Genomic DNA, 18,664 nt, shown 5'->3' with positions numbered 1-18,664 from the left:
GGGATCGTCGCAGGTGAGGACATAGCTAAGCCGGCTGGTATCGAAATAATCGGGATTGTCGGGTCCGCGGAGCGTATGGTTCTTCATGTCATAGATCGAGAAGAGGCCGTCGTACCATTTGGAAGGGTCTTTATGCTGCTGACGGTTGACGATGAATGCCGCTCTTTTTTTGTAAAGCGTTTCCAACGGCTCGGTTACGAAGAATTCAAGATAGGTCTTGTAATGGTCGCCGTATTGGATAGTGATCCGGTTTTCGCCGGGATGGGAGAATTTTATTTTATAGCGTTGGTAGGGCGCATTACCGGGGAGGGGTGTGATGGAGGTGCCGGCGGGGAACTCGGGCAGGAGCGCGCAGATCTTCTGATGTGTGTTCAATGCAACCGTTGCATCGAGGTTGGTTGGGATGGTCATTCCCGGCATGATGCGGATATCGATCAACCCTTCTTCGACGAGGATCCTGCGGATATCTTCATAGTCTTTGGCCCAGCGGAAGACAAAATGTTCGACACGACGTCCGTGGGCCGGGATAGTAGCGGTAGATACCGGTTGACGCCAGGTCCCTCTTGTTTCCAAATGGCTGGTATGGGCGGCATGGATAAAGGCCTGGAAGGCGCCGCGCCCGGCTCCTGCGGCATTGGTCGAGAAATATTCCAGCGAAGTGCCGGCGAGGGGGAGGAGGACGAGATAGGGGCCTACACCGGTGGGTCTTTCCCAAAAGAGAAAAGAATTATTACCGGATATGAAATGATGTTTGATCACCCGTTGTTCGAAGATCTCGGTGGGGTTCTCGCCGCCGCCGCTGTTATAAGCCAGGGGCAGGGCGAGGTCTTCGATGGTAAGCGGGACCTTCGCCTCATTGGCCAGGGTGATCGTCCAGAAAAGCTTTTCGCCTTTCAGATTAAAGACCTGGGAGAGAAGGAGCGGGTGCGGATGATCTGCGGATGGATCGGAGTTGCCGATGGACTGCCCGTCCTGCTGGAAATCCGTTGCCGTTTTCTTTAGAGAATCCAGCGTGCCACCGGCCTCGTGAAATCGTACGACGACATCGCCAAAGACCTTGCCCTTCCGGACATAGTTGGTCAGGTACCTGTCGCCGGTCTTCCAAAGGCCGCCGATGCCGTTGCCGGCGGGTTGAAGGGTAAAGGACGCATTGTGGAGGGCTGCGACGGGCTGTGCCTGTTGCGCGTACAATAGGGTAGAAGTCGATGTCAACAGGAACAGCAGCGGGATCAGTCTTTTATCCATACGATAGAGATCGGTTTCTTTTCCATTTCGTTTTCGGGGGTCGGGGTTGGTTTTAAACGGTTAAGTCGGGTATAGTTGGGGATGGCCACGAGGGGGCTGCCGTCGGCCCAGGTCCCGTTGATCGTCATTACGCCATGGAGGAAATTATCTTTCCATTTCAGGGAGAGCGGGGTAGGTCCGATGGGTTGGTTGATATTTTGCTGGTCGGCGGTCTCAACGTTGTACAACAGGGGTCCATAACGCAGGGCTACGCGGCCTTTGTCGGCATCGACCTTATCGCTGGCCATCACTTTTTGGATCTTCATCGGCAGTTCCATTTCGATCTTGTCCCCTTTTTTCCAGGTGCGCCGAATGACCGCATATCCTTTTACGATAGAGGGGGTGATCGACTTGCCATTGACGGAGATCGACGTGAGACCGCTGACGCTGGGGACGGGGGTATAGAGTTCGCTGGTGGTGCGGTTGGGTACCCGGATATACAGCGTAAACTCCTTGGATACTTTTGGATTAACGGTCATGGACACCTTTCCGTTCCAGGGATAGTCCGTCTTTTGGACCATTTCCACATCCGTGCCCGCCACTTTTTCGATTTTCATCGTACTGCCGATAAAGAGGTTTACATAGAGGCCATCGTCGCCACGGACATAGGTCCAGGTCGGCATCATGAGCAGCGTGCGGGGAATATTGCCGACGCAGCAGGGGCAGACATGCCATGCATAACGGGGCTGTTCGGCGGCAAGGGCGTTGGTATAATAGAAGTCTTTCCCGTCGAGGGACAGGGAACCCAAAAGGGCGTTATAGATCGTCTCTTCGTACAGATCCGCGTATTTGGCGTCGTGATAGGCGAGGTTCATTTTATATTCGAAGAAGATGAGCCCGCAGCTCGAACAGGATTCGCAATAGGCATTGTTGCGCAGCGAATAATTGGGGCCGAAGCCTTCCGAGGTTTCGCCGCTGCCGATGCCGCCGGTGATATAATATTTTTTGTTGACCATATTATCCCAGAGGGAGAGGACGGCGCTTTGATAGTCTATATCACCTGTCTCCGCAGCTATATCTGCCATGCCGGAATAGGTGTAGGTAGCGCGTACGGCGTGTCCCACGGCTTCATATTGTTCCTGTACCGGGACGCGGCTCTGATCGTAGTCACTGCCGCCATGCCTGTTATCCAGCAGGAACTTGGCAAGCCGGATATAGGAATCGCCATGACCATGGCCTTCCATATCGTTGACGAAGCGGCCAAAACGGACCAGCGCCTGTTCCATTTCCTGGTGGCCGTCGAACCAGGCGATCTTGCCGGGGCCGATATGGGCGACCCAGCAGTCGGCGAGTTTCTTGGCGGCATTATAGAGTCGTCGGTCCTTTCCTTCGGTGAGGGTATAATGGTTGATGGCGGACTCGATAAAATAACCCGCGGTATAACCTTCATGGTTACCCCGGCTTTCGGGGGACCAGCGATCATGCCAGCGGCTGGTATCCCGTAAGGTGTAGGCGGTCTGCAGGTATCCGTCGGGCTCCTGTGCGGAGAGGATAATGGGGATCCATTGTTCGAGGGTCTTTTTCATCTTCTCCTGGGCGGCGATGATCTCTCCGTCGCCTTTTGGATCGACCATCAGGGCTTCGCACATCGCCTCTACGGTCTGGTGGACCCATGCATTGGAAAAGACATAACCTTTGTGTTTTCCGTGTGGTTCCCCTCTCAGGGCTTTTGCCGCTTCGATGAAATTATCGATGCCACCCTGGCCGGTGGAAAGATCGCTGCGATTGATCTGGTCGATGCAGAAAGGGATCCAGTTGACGATGATCGATTTCGCCCGGTCATTCCAGAGTTTGCTGTCGACGCTATAATGTTTGGTATAGACTACGTCCAGTCGCTTGACAGGCGGCAGGGGGCGCACCTTTACTTTTATAGTGGATGCGGAGGAAAGGTTTCCCTGCCAGGCGGTGAGGGTAAGGGTATAGTCGCCGGGAGCGGAAAAAGTTGCCGTTCCTTCAGTTGCACCGGCATTGCTAAAAGAGGCCGTGCCGGGACCGGAGGTCTTGTTCCAGGCGGTCCGGGTGACGGGATGTACCGACTTGATCACGCCGGCGAGCCAGGTCTTTCCTCCCAGCATCACGTCGCGGTCGACGCCGGCGATGGTGACTGGCGGAAGAGGGGACATGTCTTTGGACTCCATGACCTTCCATTCCAGGAGGGTGGAGGCGTAGCGATCCGTCGAGTCCAATTCCACCCGGAGGCGGGTCGTATTAATTTCGTCAAAGCTGGTATTATTAAAGCCGTTGTTTACCAGCCCGAGGCCGGTAGCGTTGTGAACGGGGACGAAATTATTGCCGTCCCAATATTGTATGTGATAGGCGATGGGGATGTGGGCGGTGCCGGTATAATCCCACCAATAGACGGAGATCTCGTTGGTACGGACGGGCTGGCGCCAGTCATATTCTACCCAGGGGGCACTAAGTATAGGCTGGGGCCGGTTGCGGCGTCTATATCCCGGCGTGGCTGGGGTGAGCCCATCGTTGAGGTTGGTCAGGGTCTCGCCGGGACGGCTGGATCCGGTGGCAGTGGCGATGATGGCGAGATTGCCACGGGCATCGTTATTATTTGTCGTTTGAGCGGTGGCGGACAAGGATAACAGGCTGATCGATGCCCAGGCAAAGAAATTGTGTGATTTCATGGTATGAAAATACGAATCACCGGGGTTCTGCGCTGCTCAATTCTTCACTCAAACCTATCCGATTTTGTCCTAAGTGCCAGCAGATCGCCGAGGGTCGTTGCGGTCTGGCGGAGATCGGCGGCCGTGTTCAGGAGCGCCTCTTCCAGGCTTTGCGGTGCATGACCGATGGGAAGGAGGGCGTCAAAATATTCCATCAGCTCGGGAGAGGGCTCCGGGGGAAGCTTCCCGGCGAGGCCGATCACCGGGATCTTGTACCGGCGCGCTTTTTTGGCCACGGCGAAAGGACCTTTACCCTGTAGGGTCTGTTCATCGATGCTTCCTTCCCCGGTGATGACGAGACCGGCTTTCTCCAGGCTGGCGTCAAAGCCCGTGTACTGAAGAAAAAAGTCGGCGCCATTGACCAGTTGTGCATTCAACAGCGCATAGAGTCCCGCGGCCGTTCCGCCTGCGGCGCCGCCATAACGGACGGAGGCCATGTCCTTGCCGGTAGTGTCGAGCACGATGTCTCTTAGATGTGAGAGCGCCGTATCCAGTTGACGGACCATTTCAGGGGTGGACGCGCCTTTTTGGGGGCCGAAGACGGCGGCCGATCCGGCGGGGCCGAGGAGGGTGTTGTCTACATCGCAAAGGACAATGATCCTGGTCCCTGCATCGGCGGCCATGCCGGTCCTGGTCGCGGACCCGGTCGCTGCATCGAAGAGAGAGGGATGAAGACCGCTGAGATCGATCCGTTTTAATTCGGGCAGTTTTTCGGGAATCGGGGGCAGGGGGTTATCACTACTATCCAGGAAGCGGGCGCCGAGCGCAGAAAGAATTCCGATACCTCCGTCGACGGTGGCGGAGCCGCCGATACAAAGGATGATCCGGCGGGCGCCTTTGTCGAGGGCCGCTTTGAGAAGCTGTCCGGTGCCGGTAGTGGAGGCCCGGAGGGCGTTGGCCTCACCGGTTTGCAGCAGACGAAGACCGGAAGCGTCGGCAAGTTCGATGATCGCCGTTGGCGGTTCGCTGATTGCCGTTGGCTGTTCGCTGACCGGCGAGGTGGATGGGTCGATCCAACCAAAGGGCGCGGTGATGGGTCTTCCGAGCGGGTCCTGTACGGAGACATCGATGGAAATGCCCTTGGATCTTTTTAGGAGTAGACTGCCCGTACCGTCGCCTCCATCGGCGATGGGAAAGCATTCGCAATGACAGTCGAGGCTGCTTTCTTGCAGACCGGCATGGATGGCGTCGGCGGCCTCCGCTGCGGTAAGGCTGTTTTTATAAGCGTTGGGGGCAATGAGGATATGCATAGCGATCAGGATAAAAAGCGTGAGAAAAGATAAACCGTTCCATAAGCTGTCAGTCCCATAAAGAGGGTGGCCATCGAGTATACTTTTAGCATCGTTCGCATATCGAGACCGGAGAAGCGGGCGATCACCCAGAAGTAGGCATCATTGGCATGGGAGATCATCATGGAGCCCGCGCCCATCGACAAAATGCAAAGCAGGGGTCCGTTGCCGGATGCCAGGCCCAGGGCGGGGAGGAGGGGCTTTACGATAGATGCGGCGGTGATGATGGCGACGGTGGAGGAGCCTTGTGCCGTTTTCAGGAGGAAGGTCAGCAGGAAAGGGAAGAAAATTCCCATGCCGGCCAGTGGCAGGTGGGCGCTCAACTGTTCACCCATCTTCGTCGCGGCGAGGATTGCCCCAAAAGCGCCGCCGGCGCCGATGATGACGAGGATGCTGCCAGCTTTCTCCACGGAGTCATTGAGTAGCCTGCCGATAACGATGCGGTTCCAGGACCGGCCTCCGGTAAAGGCCAGCAGGACTCCGGTGAGGAGCGCGATCACGGGATCACCCAGCGAGAGAAAAATGGAAAGCCAGCGAAGTCCGGTGGTATGTTCGACGAGGAAAAACGATTTTAGGGCGATAAGGAGGATGGGCGTTATGACGGGGAGGAAGGCCCTGAAGGGGGAGATCTCCTGACTGGCGGTTTGGGGTGTGGGGTGATCGTCTTGGTTAGCGGTTAGCGGGGTGGGTGGTGTTCCGGATGCGGTTGCCGGCTGCGTTGACGGGACGAGCGATTCGGCACTCATCCCGTTGCGGCCGGCATAACGGGCCCAGCAATGACCGATAACGGCGGCGGGAATGGCTACGAGGACACCGGCGACGATGAGACGACCGAAGTCAACGCCCATGGTACCTGCGGCGGCGGCGGCGCCGGGATGTGGTGGAATCAGACAGTGAACCGAATACAGCCCCGTTGCCAGTGAGACGGCTATAACGGCCATGGGAATACGGGAGCTTTTTGCCAGGGATTGGTTGAGACCGCTGAGAACGATAAAACCCGAGTCACAAAAAATAGGCAGGCCCACGATAAAGCCCGTCAGGCTGATCGCCGCGGCGGCGCGGCGCGGCCCTATCTTTTTTAGGATATAGGCGGCCATCACCCGGGTACTCCCGGTGTATTCAAGGACGACACCCAATGTAGTGCCCAGCACGATGATCAGTCCCAGCGACTTCATGATATTACCGAAGCCATCTTTGGCCGTGGCGACAACATCATTCAGGGGGAAGCCGACCCCCAGGCCCACCACGAGACAGGAAAGCAGTAAGGCAAAGAAGGCGTGTACCCGGTAACGGGTCGTCAGCACTACGATGAGGGTGACGCCGGTCGACAGACAAAGCAATGCTTGCAGGAAAGAAGGTTGCATGTATAAAAATACGGGGATTTATAGTCAATTTGCAGGAAGGGTGTCATTTGCATAAATAGTTATCTTTGGCCATATGAAAATAGGTTTTATCGGTGTCGGGAAAATTGCCGGCGCGCTTGTAGAGGGGCTCTGCACATCGGCGGCCAAAGACATAGTCATTTATCTTTCACCCCGCAATGAAGAAAATTCGCTGGGGCTGGCCGGCAAATATCCGGCCCTGGTGCATCGGATGGGCACTAACCAGGAAGTACTGGACCGGAGCGATATCGTTTTCATCTCCGTACGACCGGCCGTTGCAGCGGAGGTGTTGGGAGCCTTGCGATTCGACCGGCGGCATATAGTCGTCTCCCTGGTCCCGTTGTTGAGCTATGCGGGGCTGGCGGCGGCCGTCGCACCTGCAGTCGATCTTGCCCGGGCCATTCCCTTACCGACGGTAATGCAACACAATTGTCCGATCCCTCTTTATCGCGCCAATGATACGGTCGTTCGTTTGTTTAGCTATGTCGGTCAGCCGCTCCCGGTAAAAGACGAAGGTCAGTTGCATGTCATATGGACGCTGACCGGGCTTATCACGCCTTTTTACGAACTGCTGGATACGCTGAGCGACTGGACGACGACGCATGGAGTGCCCCGGGAGACGGCCAACGCCTATATCGCGAATATGTTCCAGTCATTGTCCTACCTGGCGCAGCATTCGGACCCGATCGAATTCCGGGAGCTGGCGCAGCATGCGGCTACACCCAACGGCATGAATGAGCAGGCGGGGAAGGAGATCCGGGAAAAGGGGGCGCACCAGGCGTATAAAGAGGCTTCGGACAGGTTGTTGGAAAGGTTTAAATGAAAAGCGAACATCCGGTGTAACGAAAACGACCAGCTTCCTGAATTTGCTAACCACAACGAGTTGATCCATATACATTTGCCAAACCGGCATTCTTTATGTAGCTAATTGCCGGTCTGTTCGCATCAAATCAGAAAAACCCCCGGCATGCTAAAAAACTATCTCCGGATCGCGTGGCGCAACCTGCGCAGGCACAAAATATATTCCGCCATCAACATTATCGGTCTTGCCACCGGTCTTGCCGCCTGTATCGTGATCTTCCTGTTCGTTTTTTATGAGAAGAGCTTTGACAACTTCCACACCCGGAATATATACCGGTTGAATGAAGTACAGAAGTTCCCGGGGATGGTGGCTTCCCAGAAAGTGGCGTTGTCGATGTTCCCGATGGGGCCGACCATGAAGGCCGAGTTCCCCGAGGTCCTGAATTATAGCCGGGTGCGGTGGAACAACCAGTATCAAATGACATACGACGAGAAAAGGGAGTATTTTTCACAAGTCTTTTTTGTCGACTCGGTCTTTCTCCGGATGTTCGACTTTCCGTTGCTAAAAGGTGATCGGGAGGCGGCGCTTCAAAAACCCAACAGCGCCGTGCTGACAGCGTCCGCCGCCCGTAAATTATTTGGCAATGCCGATCCCATCGGCAAGACGATCCATCATTATGCGAACGATACCCTGCTCTTCAGGGTTACCGCTATCATGGAGGATCTGCCGGCCAATTCACAGTTCCAGTTCGACGCCTTATTTTCGTTCAATACCATTTACAGGCCGCAATGGCTGAATAACTGGGGAGGTAACTGGCTGAATACCTATGTAGAACTCGCTCCGCATACCCATGCGGCGGCGTTGGAACGAAAATTCCCGGCTTATCTGAAAAAGCATATGGCGGGAGGGGAGGGTTGGAAGTATTACGAACTTTTCCTGTTGCCGTTCCGGGATGTGCATGCGAATGCTTCCGATATCGGCCTCGACTATATCAACTTCCAAAAATTTGATAAGAACTATACCAATATCTTCACGGCCATCGCCCTGATCGTGCTGCTTATAGCCTGTATCAACTTCATGAATCTTTCCACGGCGCGTTCGTCGGAACGGGCCAAGGAGGTCGGCATCCGGAAATCGATCGGCGCCCGGCGTTCACAACTGGGTTTTCAATTCCTCGGGGAAACGGTCCTGCTGTCGCTGATCGCATTGGTGATTGCGATGGGGCTGGTACTTCTCATCCTTCCGTACATCGACAACCTGAGCCAGCGGAAATTGGGAACGCAACTCCTGCAACACCCCTGGCTGCTGGTGGCCGTACTGATGGGGACTATCCTGGTAGGATTGATCTCCGGACTCTATCCAGCGGTCTACCTGTCCTCTTTTCAACCGGTAAAAGTGTTGAAGGGCGTATTGCTCAGCGGAAAAAACAAGGGCGGTATCCGGAATGTCCTGGTGGTCGGGCAATTTGCAAGCGCCATATTTTTGATGATCGCCACCATATTCGTCGCCCGTCAGCTTAACTATATGCAGGGGCGGGATCCCGGGTTTGTCCGGGACCAGGTAGTGACGATACCGCTGGATGGCGTTACCGCCCGGAAATATGATCTGTTGAAACAAGAGCTATCCGCCAGTCCGCTTGTTTCGGGGGTGACGGCGGCGCAGGACCAATTGGGCAGCCACCTCGACCAATCCGGTATCGAGTTCCGGGGAAATGGTCCCCTTCGGCAACTGACGTCCACCCGGCTCATCGTAGACGCGGATTATTTAAACCTTTATAAGATACAACTGGCGATGGGGAGAAATTTTTCCCAGGAAAAGCAGGCCAACGGAAAAGAATATATCATCAATGAAGCCCTGGCCAGGGAGCTGATCAAAGACGAGCCCAATACGCCATTGTCGTCTTTGATCGGGAAGCATTTTGGGTTTGACAGCGCCGGCTCGATTGTCGGCATCGCCCGGGATTTCAATTTCAATTCCCTCCATAATAAAATAGAGACGATGTTCCTTTTCAACCAGAAGGACTGGGGGTTCAGCACCTTGTCGGTAAAGATCAGCGGTGGCAAGGCGACGGAGGCCATTTCATTTATTCGATCCACCTGGAAGAATATTTTTCCCGAGCATCCGTTCGAGTACCAGTTCCTCGACGATCATTTTAAAGAGGTCTACCGGGCGGATGCGCAGGTCAGCCAGATGGTCGGGATCCTGGCAGTGCTGGCCATCCTTATTTCCTGTCTGGGCCTGTTTGGGCTTGCTTCCTATTCCGCCGAGAAAAGGATCAAGGAAATAGGGATCCGAAAAGTGTTGGGCGCCTCTCTGTCCAGTATCGTCGGGCTGCTGTCCCGTCATTTTATCGTGCTGGTGCTGATCGCCAACGGGATTGCCTGGCCGTTGGCCTGGTATGCCTTAAACCGGTGGTTGCAGGACTATGCCTACCGGGTGACGATCAGTTGGTGGGTTTTTGTGCTGGCGGGGGTGATGGCGCTGTTGATTGCGTTGGTAACGGTGAGTTTCCTTGCGATGCGGGCCGCGATGGCGAATCCGGTGAAGAGTTTGAGGACTGAGTAAACTAAAACGTTACCAATCCGATCAATCGTTTGAGGGCGGAACGACCGATTTATGTTCCTCGTGCGCAAGCGCGATCTCGTATTCCAGTTCGGGGTCGATGTTCTGTTCTTCGACCTTTCGGGCTCTTTCCATCAGCTCTTCGTGGTGTGCCTTTAGCCAGGCCAGTTGTTTTTTGCCGTAGGAGAGACGGGTGAAGAGGACAAAGAGCACCGGCACGATAAAGATCGCCATGGAAGAGGAGGCAAGCATGCCACCCAATACGGCGAAACCGATCGTGTTTCGAGCTACCGCTCCGGCGCCGGTAGCCAGCACCAGGGGCATGACACCGAAGACAAAGGACATCGAGGTCATGATGATCGGTCGAAAACGCAATTTGACGGCCTCGAGGATAGACTGCAGCAAGTCCTCCCCACGGTCCACCCGCAACTTTGCAAATTCCACGATGAGGATCGCATTCTTGGCGGAAAGTCCGATCAGGGTGATCAGTCCGATCTGGGCATAGACGTTGTTTGTCAACTTTGGCAGGAAGGTCAGCGTGAGGATGGCTCCAAAGGCGCTGATGGGGAAGGCCAGCATGACGGAAAGGGGTACGGACCAGCTTTCGTATAGCGCGGCAAGGAAAAGAAATACAAAAACGATACAGAAAAGGAAAATATAGACCGTTGTCGTTCCCGCCTTTATCTCTTCATAGGCAAGCCCGGAAAACTCATAGGTATACCCCTGGGGCAGCACTTTGGCGGCGATCTGTTTCAAGGCTTCGATACCCTGGCCGGAACTGTATCCCGGCGGCGTCGAGCCGTCGACTTCGGCGCTGCGGAAGATATTGAAGTGGGTGATCAGGGGCGCGGTCTCCACCGGCACATAGCTGATCAGCGTGCTCAGCGGCAGCATTTGTCCGGCCTGGTTGCGCACATAGTACTTGTCCATATTGGAGATCAGGGCGCGAAAGGTCGTGTCCGCCTGGATCACCACATGGAAGGTACGGTCATAGAGGGTAAAATTATTTACGAAGAGGCTGCCCATATAGGCCTGCATCGTGTTAAACACATCGGAGATATTTACGCCGAGCTTCTGGCACTTGTCGCGGTCCACCGTGAGGTTATAGCTGGGCGTATGGGCGCCATAATAGCAAAATGCCGTGGATGTGGCCGGGTTCTTTTTACACGCAGCCACGAATTTCTTCACCACTGCCTCGAAGGCATGAACGTCATCGCTGGTATTCCCCTGCTCGATCTGCATGGAAAATCCGGCCGCCCGGCCGATACCGCGGACAGGCGGCGGCGCTACGACGACGACATTTGCGTTCTTGATACCGGCCTTTGCGATGCGGCCCTGGATTACGCTGATCAGACCCGGCACCTTTTCTTCCGGTTTGGATCGCTCTCCCCAGGGTTTTAACATGACGAAGATCGTTCCGTTGTTGGAGTTGGAGCCGCCATTGAGGATGTTCAGACCCGACAGGGCCGCAAAATGGTTCACGCCAGGGGTCTTGCCTACGATATTCATGAGCTTCGTGATCACCGCCACAGACTGTGTTACGGAAGATGCTTCCGGAAGTTGATAGGTTACGTAGATCCTGCCATCGTCTTCCGAGGGGATAAAGCTGGAAGGTTTGTTCTTGAAAAGGAGGATGGTGCCGATGAGAATGCAAAGGAGGAGGATGACGATATATCTTGCTCCGTGGATGCTATGCCGCACCCCATTGCCATAGCGCCTTGTCATGCTTCCGAAAAAGCGATTAAAGCCGACGAAGAACCGGGCAAGAAAATTCCGTCGGTTTTGTACGGACGTTGGTCGCAGGAGCAGGCTGCAAAGGGCCGGTGTCAGCGATAAGGCTGTAAAGGCTGAAAGGATCACCGAGATAGCGATCGTGATCGCGAATTGCTGGTACAGCCTGCCTACGATACCCGGGATAAAGCCTACCGGCACAAAGACGGCGGCGAGGATCAGGGCGATCGCCACCACGGGCGCGGAGATCTCCTTCATCGCATGGTAGGTCGCTTCCTTTGCCGACATACCCTTTTCATCAATATAGTGCTGTACGGCTTCCACTACGATAATGGCGTCGTCCACCACGATCCCGATGGCCAGTACAAAGCCAAACATCGTCAGCGTATTGATCGTAAATCCCAGGGGGATAAAGAAACAAAAACAGCCAAGGATAGAAACCGGGATGGCCAGGATGGGGATCAGTGTCGAACGCAGGTTCTGCAGGAAGAGGAAAACGACCAGCGCCACGAGTCCCAGGGCTTTCAGGAGGGTACTCAATGCCTCGTGGATCGACGTCTTGATGATCGTCACCGATTCGAAAGGCACTTTATAGTCCACGTCGGGTGGGAAAAATTTCTTTAGTCGTTCGAGCTCCGCAAAAACGTTCTCCGCCGTCTGCAGCGCATTGCTGCCGGGCGCCTGGTAGACCATGAGGAAGGAGGCGCGTTTGCCGTCCACGAAGGAGTTACCGGAAAAAGTGAACTTGCCCAGTTCGACACGTCCGACATCCTTCAGGTATACCAGTCTTCCGCCGCGTTGTGCGCTGTCAGGGATCGTTTTGACCACTACCTTCTCATAGTCGGAAGCTTTCTGCAACTGGCCGTTGGGCAGGACATTCAATTCATAGGACTGGCTGGATTGCTGGGGCGGGGCGCCTACGGCACCGGCCGCTACATAGACATTCTGCGCATTCAGGGCAGCGGTCACATCCTTTGGCATCAGCCCATAGCTGGCCATCTTTTCGGGGTCGAGCCAGACCCGCATACTGAACTGATCCGCTCTTACCTGGATATCGCCTACGCCCGGCACCCGCAAAAGAGCGTCACTGATAAATATATTCGTATAGTTATCCAGGAAAGTGATGTTGTGGGTCCCCTTCGGTGCAAAGACCGCCACCATCATCAATTGGTCCGGGTTGCGGGCCCGCACCGTCAGCCCGAGTTTACTGACCACGGAGGGCAGGAGGGGGGCGGCGATGCCCACGCGGTTCTGAACGTTCAGCGCGGCGATATGTACATTCGTTCCGACCTCGAAGGTCACGCTGACATTCATATTGCCGGTATTCGTGTTCGTACTCTGCATGTACTCCATGCCCGGCGATCCGTTGACCTGCTCCTCTATCGGTATCGCGACGGTCTGTTCCACCGTCTGTGCGTCTGCGCCGGTATACTGGCCGTTGATCGATACGGAAGGGGGTGAAATATTCGGGTATTGATCGACCGCAAGATTGAAGATGCAGATCGTCCCGGAGATGATCAGTACGACCGCTATTACGATGGCTGTTACCGGCCTTTTTATGAAAGTGTTGGCAATCATCCTTGAACGGGTTTTTGTGTGTCACCCTCGCCGGGCTTCCCATCATGGCCTTCACCCCGGTTCTCCCGGCCGCCTTCACCGGATCCCCGCCGGTCCGCTGCCGACAGATCGCGCGATTTTTTTATCTCGTATTCCAGTTCGGGATCGATGTCCTGTTGCTCTATTTTTTTCGCTTTTTCCATCAACTGTTCGTGATGCGCTTTCAGGTATTCCAGTTTTTTCTTCCCATAGGCGCCGCGGGTGATCAGCACAAAGAGCACCGGTACGATAAAGATCGCCAGGGTGGACGCGGCGAACATGCCGCCAAGTACGGTAAAGCCGATGGTCCTGCGGGCGACGGCGCCGGCTCCAGTAGCGAAGACCAGGGGCAGGACGCCCAGGATAAAGGCCATGGAGGTCATGACGATGGGGCGGAGGCGGAGGCTGACGGCTTCCAGGGTGGATTGGATCAGGTCTTCCCCGCGGTCGACGCGGACCTTGGCGAATTCCACGATGAGGATGGCGTTCTTGGCCGCCAGCCCGATCAGCGTGATCAAACCGATCTGCGCATATACGTTATCGGTAAGGCTGGGGACGAGCACGAGGGTCAGGATCGCGCCGAAGGCCCCGATAGGTACGGCCAGTAAAACAGAAAAGGGTACGGACCAGCTTTCATATAGTGCTGCGAGAAACAGAAAGACGAAGGTGATAGAGAAGAGAAAAATATAGACTGTCGTAGAGCCGGCTTTTATCTCTTCGTAACTAAGTCCGGAGAACTCATAGGTATAACCGGAGGGCAGGACGCGGCCGGCAACCTTTGCCAGGGCCTTGAGGGCGTCGGTGCTGCTGACCCCGGCGGCGGGTATCCCGTCGATCTCGGCGGAGCGGAAGATATTGAAATGCGAGATCAGGGGAGCCGTCTCGGTAGGCTGGTAGGTGATGAGCGTACCGAGCGGAAGCATATTGCCTTGCTGGTTGCGGACATAGTACTTATCCATGTTCGAGATCATGCTGCGGAAGACCGTATCGGCTTGCACGACCACATGGAAGGTCCGGTTATAGGCGGTAAAATCATTGATATACAGGCTGCCCATATAGGCCTGTATCGTGGTGAACACATCGCCGATATTCACGCCGAGCTTCTCGCATTTTTCGCGGTCGACGGTGAGGTTATAGGCGGGGGTATGGGCCGAGAAAAAGCTGTAGCTGTTTGCGATCGCGGGGTCCCTGTTGGCTTCGGCGATAAATTTATTGACCACTTTCTCGAATGCATGTACGTCGTCATTGGTGCTGCGCTGTTCGATCTGGAGGCTAAAGCCCACGCTGGCGCCGATGCCGGGGATCGGAGACGGTTGGATCACCTCTACATTGGCGTTGCGGATGCCCGCATCTGCGATCCGTTGTTGCAGCACGGCAAGGATGCCGGGGACCTTTTGTTCTGTCGGTCCGCGTTCGTCCCAGGGCTTGAGCTGGCAATATACCGTTCCGCAGTTGGAGTTTGTCGCATTCGTGATCACGTTGAGACCGGACAGGGCGGCATAGTGCGCGACGCCGGGGGTAGCCGAGACCACCTTCATGAGGCGCTGCATCAGTTCGACGGATTGCGCCGTCGAAGAGGCTGGGGGCAATTGGAAAGTGACATAGATGTTGCCGTCGTCCTCGGAGGGGATAAAGCCCGTCGGTTTGCGAACGAACATAAAATAGGCTCCGGCACAAAGGCATACCAGTAAAATGAGGATATAGCGCGATCCCTTGATGGAGCGTTGGACGCCGGTGGAATAGGAGTTGGTGATCCGCTCGAACCAGGCGTTGAATCGATAGAACACCTTATTGATCCCTTTGGCGTCCTTTCGGATCTTTGTGGGTTTCAGGAGCAGGGAACAAAGGGCGGGTGTGAGGGAAAGGGCGATAAAGGCGGAGATAATGACAGAAATAGCGATGGTGATCGCGAACTGCTGGTAGAGTCGTCCAACGATGCCGGGTATAAAACCGACGGGGACGAAAACGGCGGCCAGGATGAGGGCGATCGCAACGACCGGCGCCGAGATATCCTTCATGGCATAATAGGTCGCCTCCTTTGGTGACATGCCTTTCTCGTCAATATAATGCTGCACCGCTTCCACCACGATGATCGCGTCATCCACGACGATACCGATGGCCAGGACAAAGCCGAACATCGTCAGGGTATTGATCGTAAAGCCGAGGGGGATGAAAAAACAGAACGTTCCAAAGATAGATACGGGGATGGCAAGGACGGGGATAAGGGTGGACCGCAGGTTTTGCAGGAAGAGGAAGACCACGATCGCGACCAGTCCCAGGGTCAGCAGCAGGGTATATACCACGTCTTCCATCGATACCTTTACAACCGTGACCGACTCGAAAGGAACAGAATATTCGACGTCGGCGGGGAAGAATTGTTTGAGTTGTGCAAGCTGCTTATAGATGCCCTGTGCCGTTTTGAGGGCATTGCTGCCCGGCGCCTGGTAGATCTGGAGATAGGAGGCGCGTTTGCCGTCGACGAAGGAATTGCTGGAAAAAGTGAACTTTCCGAGTTCTACCCGGGCCACGTCTTTCAGATAGACCATTTCGCCGGTGGCGGGGATCGTCTTTACGATGATATTCTGAAATTCGGACACCTTGCTGAGCCGGCCGTTGACGAGGATGCCGATCTCGAAGGTCTGGGCCTTTTCCTGCGGCGGAACACCGGCGGACCCGGCGGCTACCTGGACATTCTGTGCGTTCAGTGCGTTGATGACATCCTGTGGCGTCAGGCTATAGGCCGCCATCTTTTCGGGGTTCATCCATATCCGCATGCTGAAATCATCGGTAAACCGCTGGATCGTGCCTACGCCGGGAACGCGTAGCAGGGCGTCTTGTACGAAGATATTTGTATAGTTGTCGAGGAACGTGATATTGTGCGTGCCTTTGGGCGCATAGATGGCGACCATCATCAGCATGCTGGGGTTGACGGCGCGGACGGTGATCCCCAGGCGGCTGGCGACGGCGGGGAGCAGCGGGGTGGCGATGCTGACGCGGTTCTGCACATCCAGGGTGGCGATATCGATATCCGTCCCGATATTGAACGTAACGTTCATGGACATGAGTCCGTTGTTGGTGCTGTTGGATTGCATGTATTCCATGCCGGGCGTTCCGTTCACCTGCTGTTCGATGGGTGTGGCGACGGTCTGTTCTACGGTCTGGGCATCGGCGCCGGTGAACTGGCCGTTGACCTGTACGAGCGGAGGGGTGATATCCGGGTACTGGTCGATCGGCAGGACGGCGATACAGATCGTGCCGGTCAACACCAGCACGATGGAGATAACGATAGCGGTCACCGGCCTTTTTATAAACGTATTCGCGATCATAGAGAATTTGTTGTTTGTTACCTTCTGCCCGGAGCGGCCGGGCCTTGCCTGTTAGCGGTGGTGATCGGCGATCCGTCATGTACTGCCTGTACGCCATCGACGATGATCTTATCCCCGTCATGGAGACCGGAATGCACCAGTATATTCGCACCGATGGTTTGACCGACCATTATTTTTACCTGTATCGCTACGAGATGAGGGTCTTTCCCGCTCGAATCGGCGGGGTTGTTAAGCACGGTGTCTTTGGCGAGATACACAAAATATTCACCCATCTGTTCGACGACGGCCCTTCCGGGGATCAGGATCTGCGGGGTCGTCTCCTGGTTGTGTACCCGGACGACGCAGCTCATGCCGACCCGAAGGTCTTTTTTGGGATTGGGAAATACAAGGCGGATGCGGATCGTTCCGGTCTGTGGGTCGACGGCGCGGTCGATGACGGAGATCTTACCCGGTTGCGGGTAGATGGAATGGTTGGGCAGGATGATGGTGAACAACGAATCAAGGTCGTTTTGCCGATGTCGTTCCAGGTCCTGGTAGTGGGATAATTGGGATTCATTGATGAGGAAATCGACGGCCATCGGGTCATCGGTTGAGATGGTATTGAGGATCGTCGACCCGCCCTGTACCTGGTTGCCCAGCTTGACCTGGCTAAACCCGATCGTTCCGTCAAAGGGGGCGGTGATGATCGAGTAGGTGAGATTGGTGGCGGCTGTTTTGACTGCCTCTTGGGCGGCCTGTACTTCGTTGTTGGCGTTCTGCAGGGCGATGACCGCATGGTCGAGGACCTGTTTTGCAATGGCATTGTGGGCGTTCAGGTATTGATAACGGCCGGCATCCTGTTTTGCCTGTTCCATATTGCCCTGGGCGACCTTGACATTGGCGACGGCCTGATCGTAGGCAGCCTTGTAGAGACGTTCGTCGATCTCGTATAATTTTTGTCCTTTATGTACATGGGTGCCTTCCGTGAAAAAAATACCGGTGATATAGCCCTGTACCTGCGGGCGGATATCGACCTGGCTTAGCGCCTGGGTCGTGGAGGGGAATTTGTCATAATAGAGGACGGGTTGCGACTTTACCGTTATCAGGTTGACGGGGATAAGGGGTGTGGGCGCCGGCGGCTTCTGTTGGCAGGAAAAGAAGGCCAGGACGCCGATTAAAACCAGACTAAATGCCAGTCTATTCATAAAGGTGATTTAACGTATGTTTTAATGATTTACAGAAATATATCCCATCGATCGTTCCAGGTCGATCTTGCTGGACAACAATTGGAAGAGGGCGTTGAGGTAGCCGATTTCCGAGGTTATCAGGTTCGATTCGGCGGTGATCACGTTCAGGTAAGCGACGACTCCCTGCTGGTATTGCAATTCCACGATGTCATAGGTACGTCTTGCCAGGCCGACATTTTCCTTTGTGGAATACAGGTCAAAGAGGTTGCTTTTATAACCCGCCAGGGCTGCGGTATATTCCGAATAGATCTGTGACCTGAGGTTTACCTCCTCCCAATCGAGCTGTCGTCCCTGGAGCCGGGCCCGTTGGAGGCTATTGGTCCGGGCAAAACCGGTGAAGATCGGCATGCTGACAGACAGGCCAACAAACGAGTACGGATAGGCGTTAGAGAATAGTTTTCCGAAATTGTTGTTTTGAAAGGCGTAATCGTAATCGAAGAAAGCGCCAACGGATGGAAGCCAGGCTTTCCGGTAATAGTCGATGAGCGAGCCCTGGATCTTCTTCGTCGTCTGGAGCTGCTGGAATTCGATGCGTTGTTGGTACTGCAGGGAACGGGTCGTATCGAAGGCGATGTCCTTCAACATCTGTGCGGTATCGAAGCTCACATTGAACTGCTGTTCCGGAGGGAGGCCCATGATCTGCTTGAGGGCGGCGTATTGCGGGGCGACGCTTTCCGTTGCCTGTTTCAACTGCGATCTTGAATTGTTAAGGGTGATGCCGGCTTCGTCATAGTCCGTTTCGTCCACGACGCCGCTGACATATTGGTGATAGGTATCGTGCAGGTTCTTAG

The 18,664-nt window shown here is 55.1% G+C and carries 10 protein-coding genes; 2 read left to right on the top strand and 8 right to left on the bottom strand.

Annotated elements, in window-relative coordinates:
- From VGM48_RS05815 to VGM48_RS05800, 4 genes are all read right to left on the bottom strand, one after another.
- Nucleotides 1-1,245, bottom strand: a 1,245-nt coding sequence (locus VGM48_RS05815; RefSeq protein WP_331576978.1) for a DUF5695 domain-containing protein, incomplete at its 3' end; no start/stop codon positions are given.
- A complete protein-coding gene (locus VGM48_RS05810) occupies nucleotides 1,230-3,920 on the bottom strand; it encodes a glycoside hydrolase family 127 protein (protein ID WP_331576976.1) in 2,691 nt (896 codons plus the stop codon). The genes VGM48_RS05815 and VGM48_RS05810, both read right to left, overlap by 16 nt.
- A 44-nt stretch (nucleotides 3,921-3,964) precedes the next feature.
- Nucleotides 3,965-5,209, bottom strand: coding sequence for a glycerate kinase (locus VGM48_RS05805; RefSeq protein ID WP_331576974.1), 1,245 nt, complete (start codon nucleotides 5,207-5,209; stop codon nucleotides 3,965-3,967).
- 5 nt (nucleotides 5,210-5,214) lie between these two features.
- On the bottom strand, nucleotides 5,215-6,612 hold the full coding sequence (locus VGM48_RS05800) for a GntP family permease (protein WP_331576972.1): 1,398 nt from the start codon (nucleotides 6,610-6,612) through the stop codon (nucleotides 5,215-5,217).
- 73 nt (nucleotides 6,613-6,685) lie between these two features.
- Here VGM48_RS05800 and VGM48_RS05795 point away from each other — a divergent pair, with 73 nt between their 5' ends.
- Together VGM48_RS05795 and VGM48_RS05790 are read left to right on the top strand one after the other, a co-directional pair.
- Nucleotides 6,686-7,453: an NAD(P)-binding domain-containing protein gene (locus VGM48_RS05795; protein WP_331576970.1), complete on the top strand. Its 768-nt coding sequence runs from the start codon at nucleotides 6,686-6,688 to the stop codon at nucleotides 7,451-7,453.
- Between the two features lie 144 nt (nucleotides 7,454-7,597).
- Nucleotides 7,598-9,997 (top strand): ABC transporter permease, encoded by a 2,400-nt coding sequence (locus VGM48_RS05790; protein ID WP_331576968.1) that lies wholly within the window; start codon nucleotides 7,598-7,600, stop codon nucleotides 9,995-9,997.
- A gap of 21 nt (nucleotides 9,998-10,018) precedes the next feature.
- On the opposite strand, the gene VGM48_RS05785 is transcribed toward VGM48_RS05790, so the two are convergent.
- The 4 genes from VGM48_RS05785 to VGM48_RS05770 all read right to left on the bottom strand — a co-directional run.
- A complete protein-coding gene (locus VGM48_RS05785; protein WP_331576966.1) occupies nucleotides 10,019-13,303 on the bottom strand; it encodes an efflux RND transporter permease subunit in 3,285 nt (1,094 codons plus the stop codon).
- The gene (locus VGM48_RS05780; protein WP_331576964.1) at nucleotides 13,300-16,647 is read right to left on the bottom strand and encodes an efflux RND transporter permease subunit; all 3,348 of its coding nucleotides are present in this window, start codon (nucleotides 16,645-16,647) and stop codon (nucleotides 13,300-13,302) included. The genes VGM48_RS05785 and VGM48_RS05780 overlap by 4 nt, the downstream gene beginning before the upstream one ends.
- Before the next feature lie 17 nt (nucleotides 16,648-16,664).
- Complete coding sequence (locus VGM48_RS05775; RefSeq protein WP_331576962.1) at nucleotides 16,665-17,831, bottom strand: efflux RND transporter periplasmic adaptor subunit; 1,167 nt, start codon at nucleotides 17,829-17,831, stop codon at nucleotides 16,665-16,667.
- Nucleotides 17,832-17,852: 21 nt separating this feature from the next.
- Nucleotides 17,853-18,664, bottom strand: an 812-nt coding sequence (locus tag VGM48_RS05770) for a TolC family protein (RefSeq protein WP_331576960.1), incomplete at its 5' end; no start/stop codon positions are given.

It is taken from the genome of Puia sp., assembly GCF_036500295.1.
Taxonomy (GTDB): domain Bacteria; phylum Bacteroidota; class Bacteroidia; order Chitinophagales; family Chitinophagaceae; genus Puia.
The sequence above is the reverse complement of the archived record's forward strand: the minus strand, read 5'-3'. Positions and strand labels throughout refer to the sequence as shown.

Coding starts and splice junctions, on each gene's coding strand:
- VGM48_RS05810 (WP_331576976.1), bottom strand. CDS start 3,920: ATGAAATCACACAATTTCTTTGCCTGGGCATCGATCAGCCTGTTATCC.
- VGM48_RS05805 (WP_331576974.1), bottom strand. CDS start 5,209: ATGCATATCCTCATTGCCCCCAACGCTTATAAAAACAGCCTTACCGCA.
- VGM48_RS05800 (WP_331576972.1), bottom strand. CDS start 6,612: ATGCAACCTTCTTTCCTGCAAGCATTGCTTTGTCTGTCGACCGGCGTC.
- VGM48_RS05795 (WP_331576970.1), top strand. CDS start 6,686: ATGAAAATAGGTTTTATCGGTGTCGGGAAAATTGCCGGCGCGCTTGTA.
- VGM48_RS05790 (WP_331576968.1), top strand. CDS start 7,598: ATGCTAAAAAACTATCTCCGGATCGCGTGGCGCAACCTGCGCAGGCAC.
- VGM48_RS05785 (WP_331576966.1), bottom strand. CDS start 13,303: ATGATTGCCAACACTTTCATAAAAAGGCCGGTAACAGCCATCGTAATA.
- VGM48_RS05780 (WP_331576964.1), bottom strand. CDS start 16,647: ATGATCGCGAATACGTTTATAAAAAGGCCGGTGACCGCTATCGTTATC.
- VGM48_RS05775 (WP_331576962.1), bottom strand. CDS start 17,831: ATGAATAGACTGGCATTTAGTCTGGTTTTAATCGGCGTCCTGGCCTTC.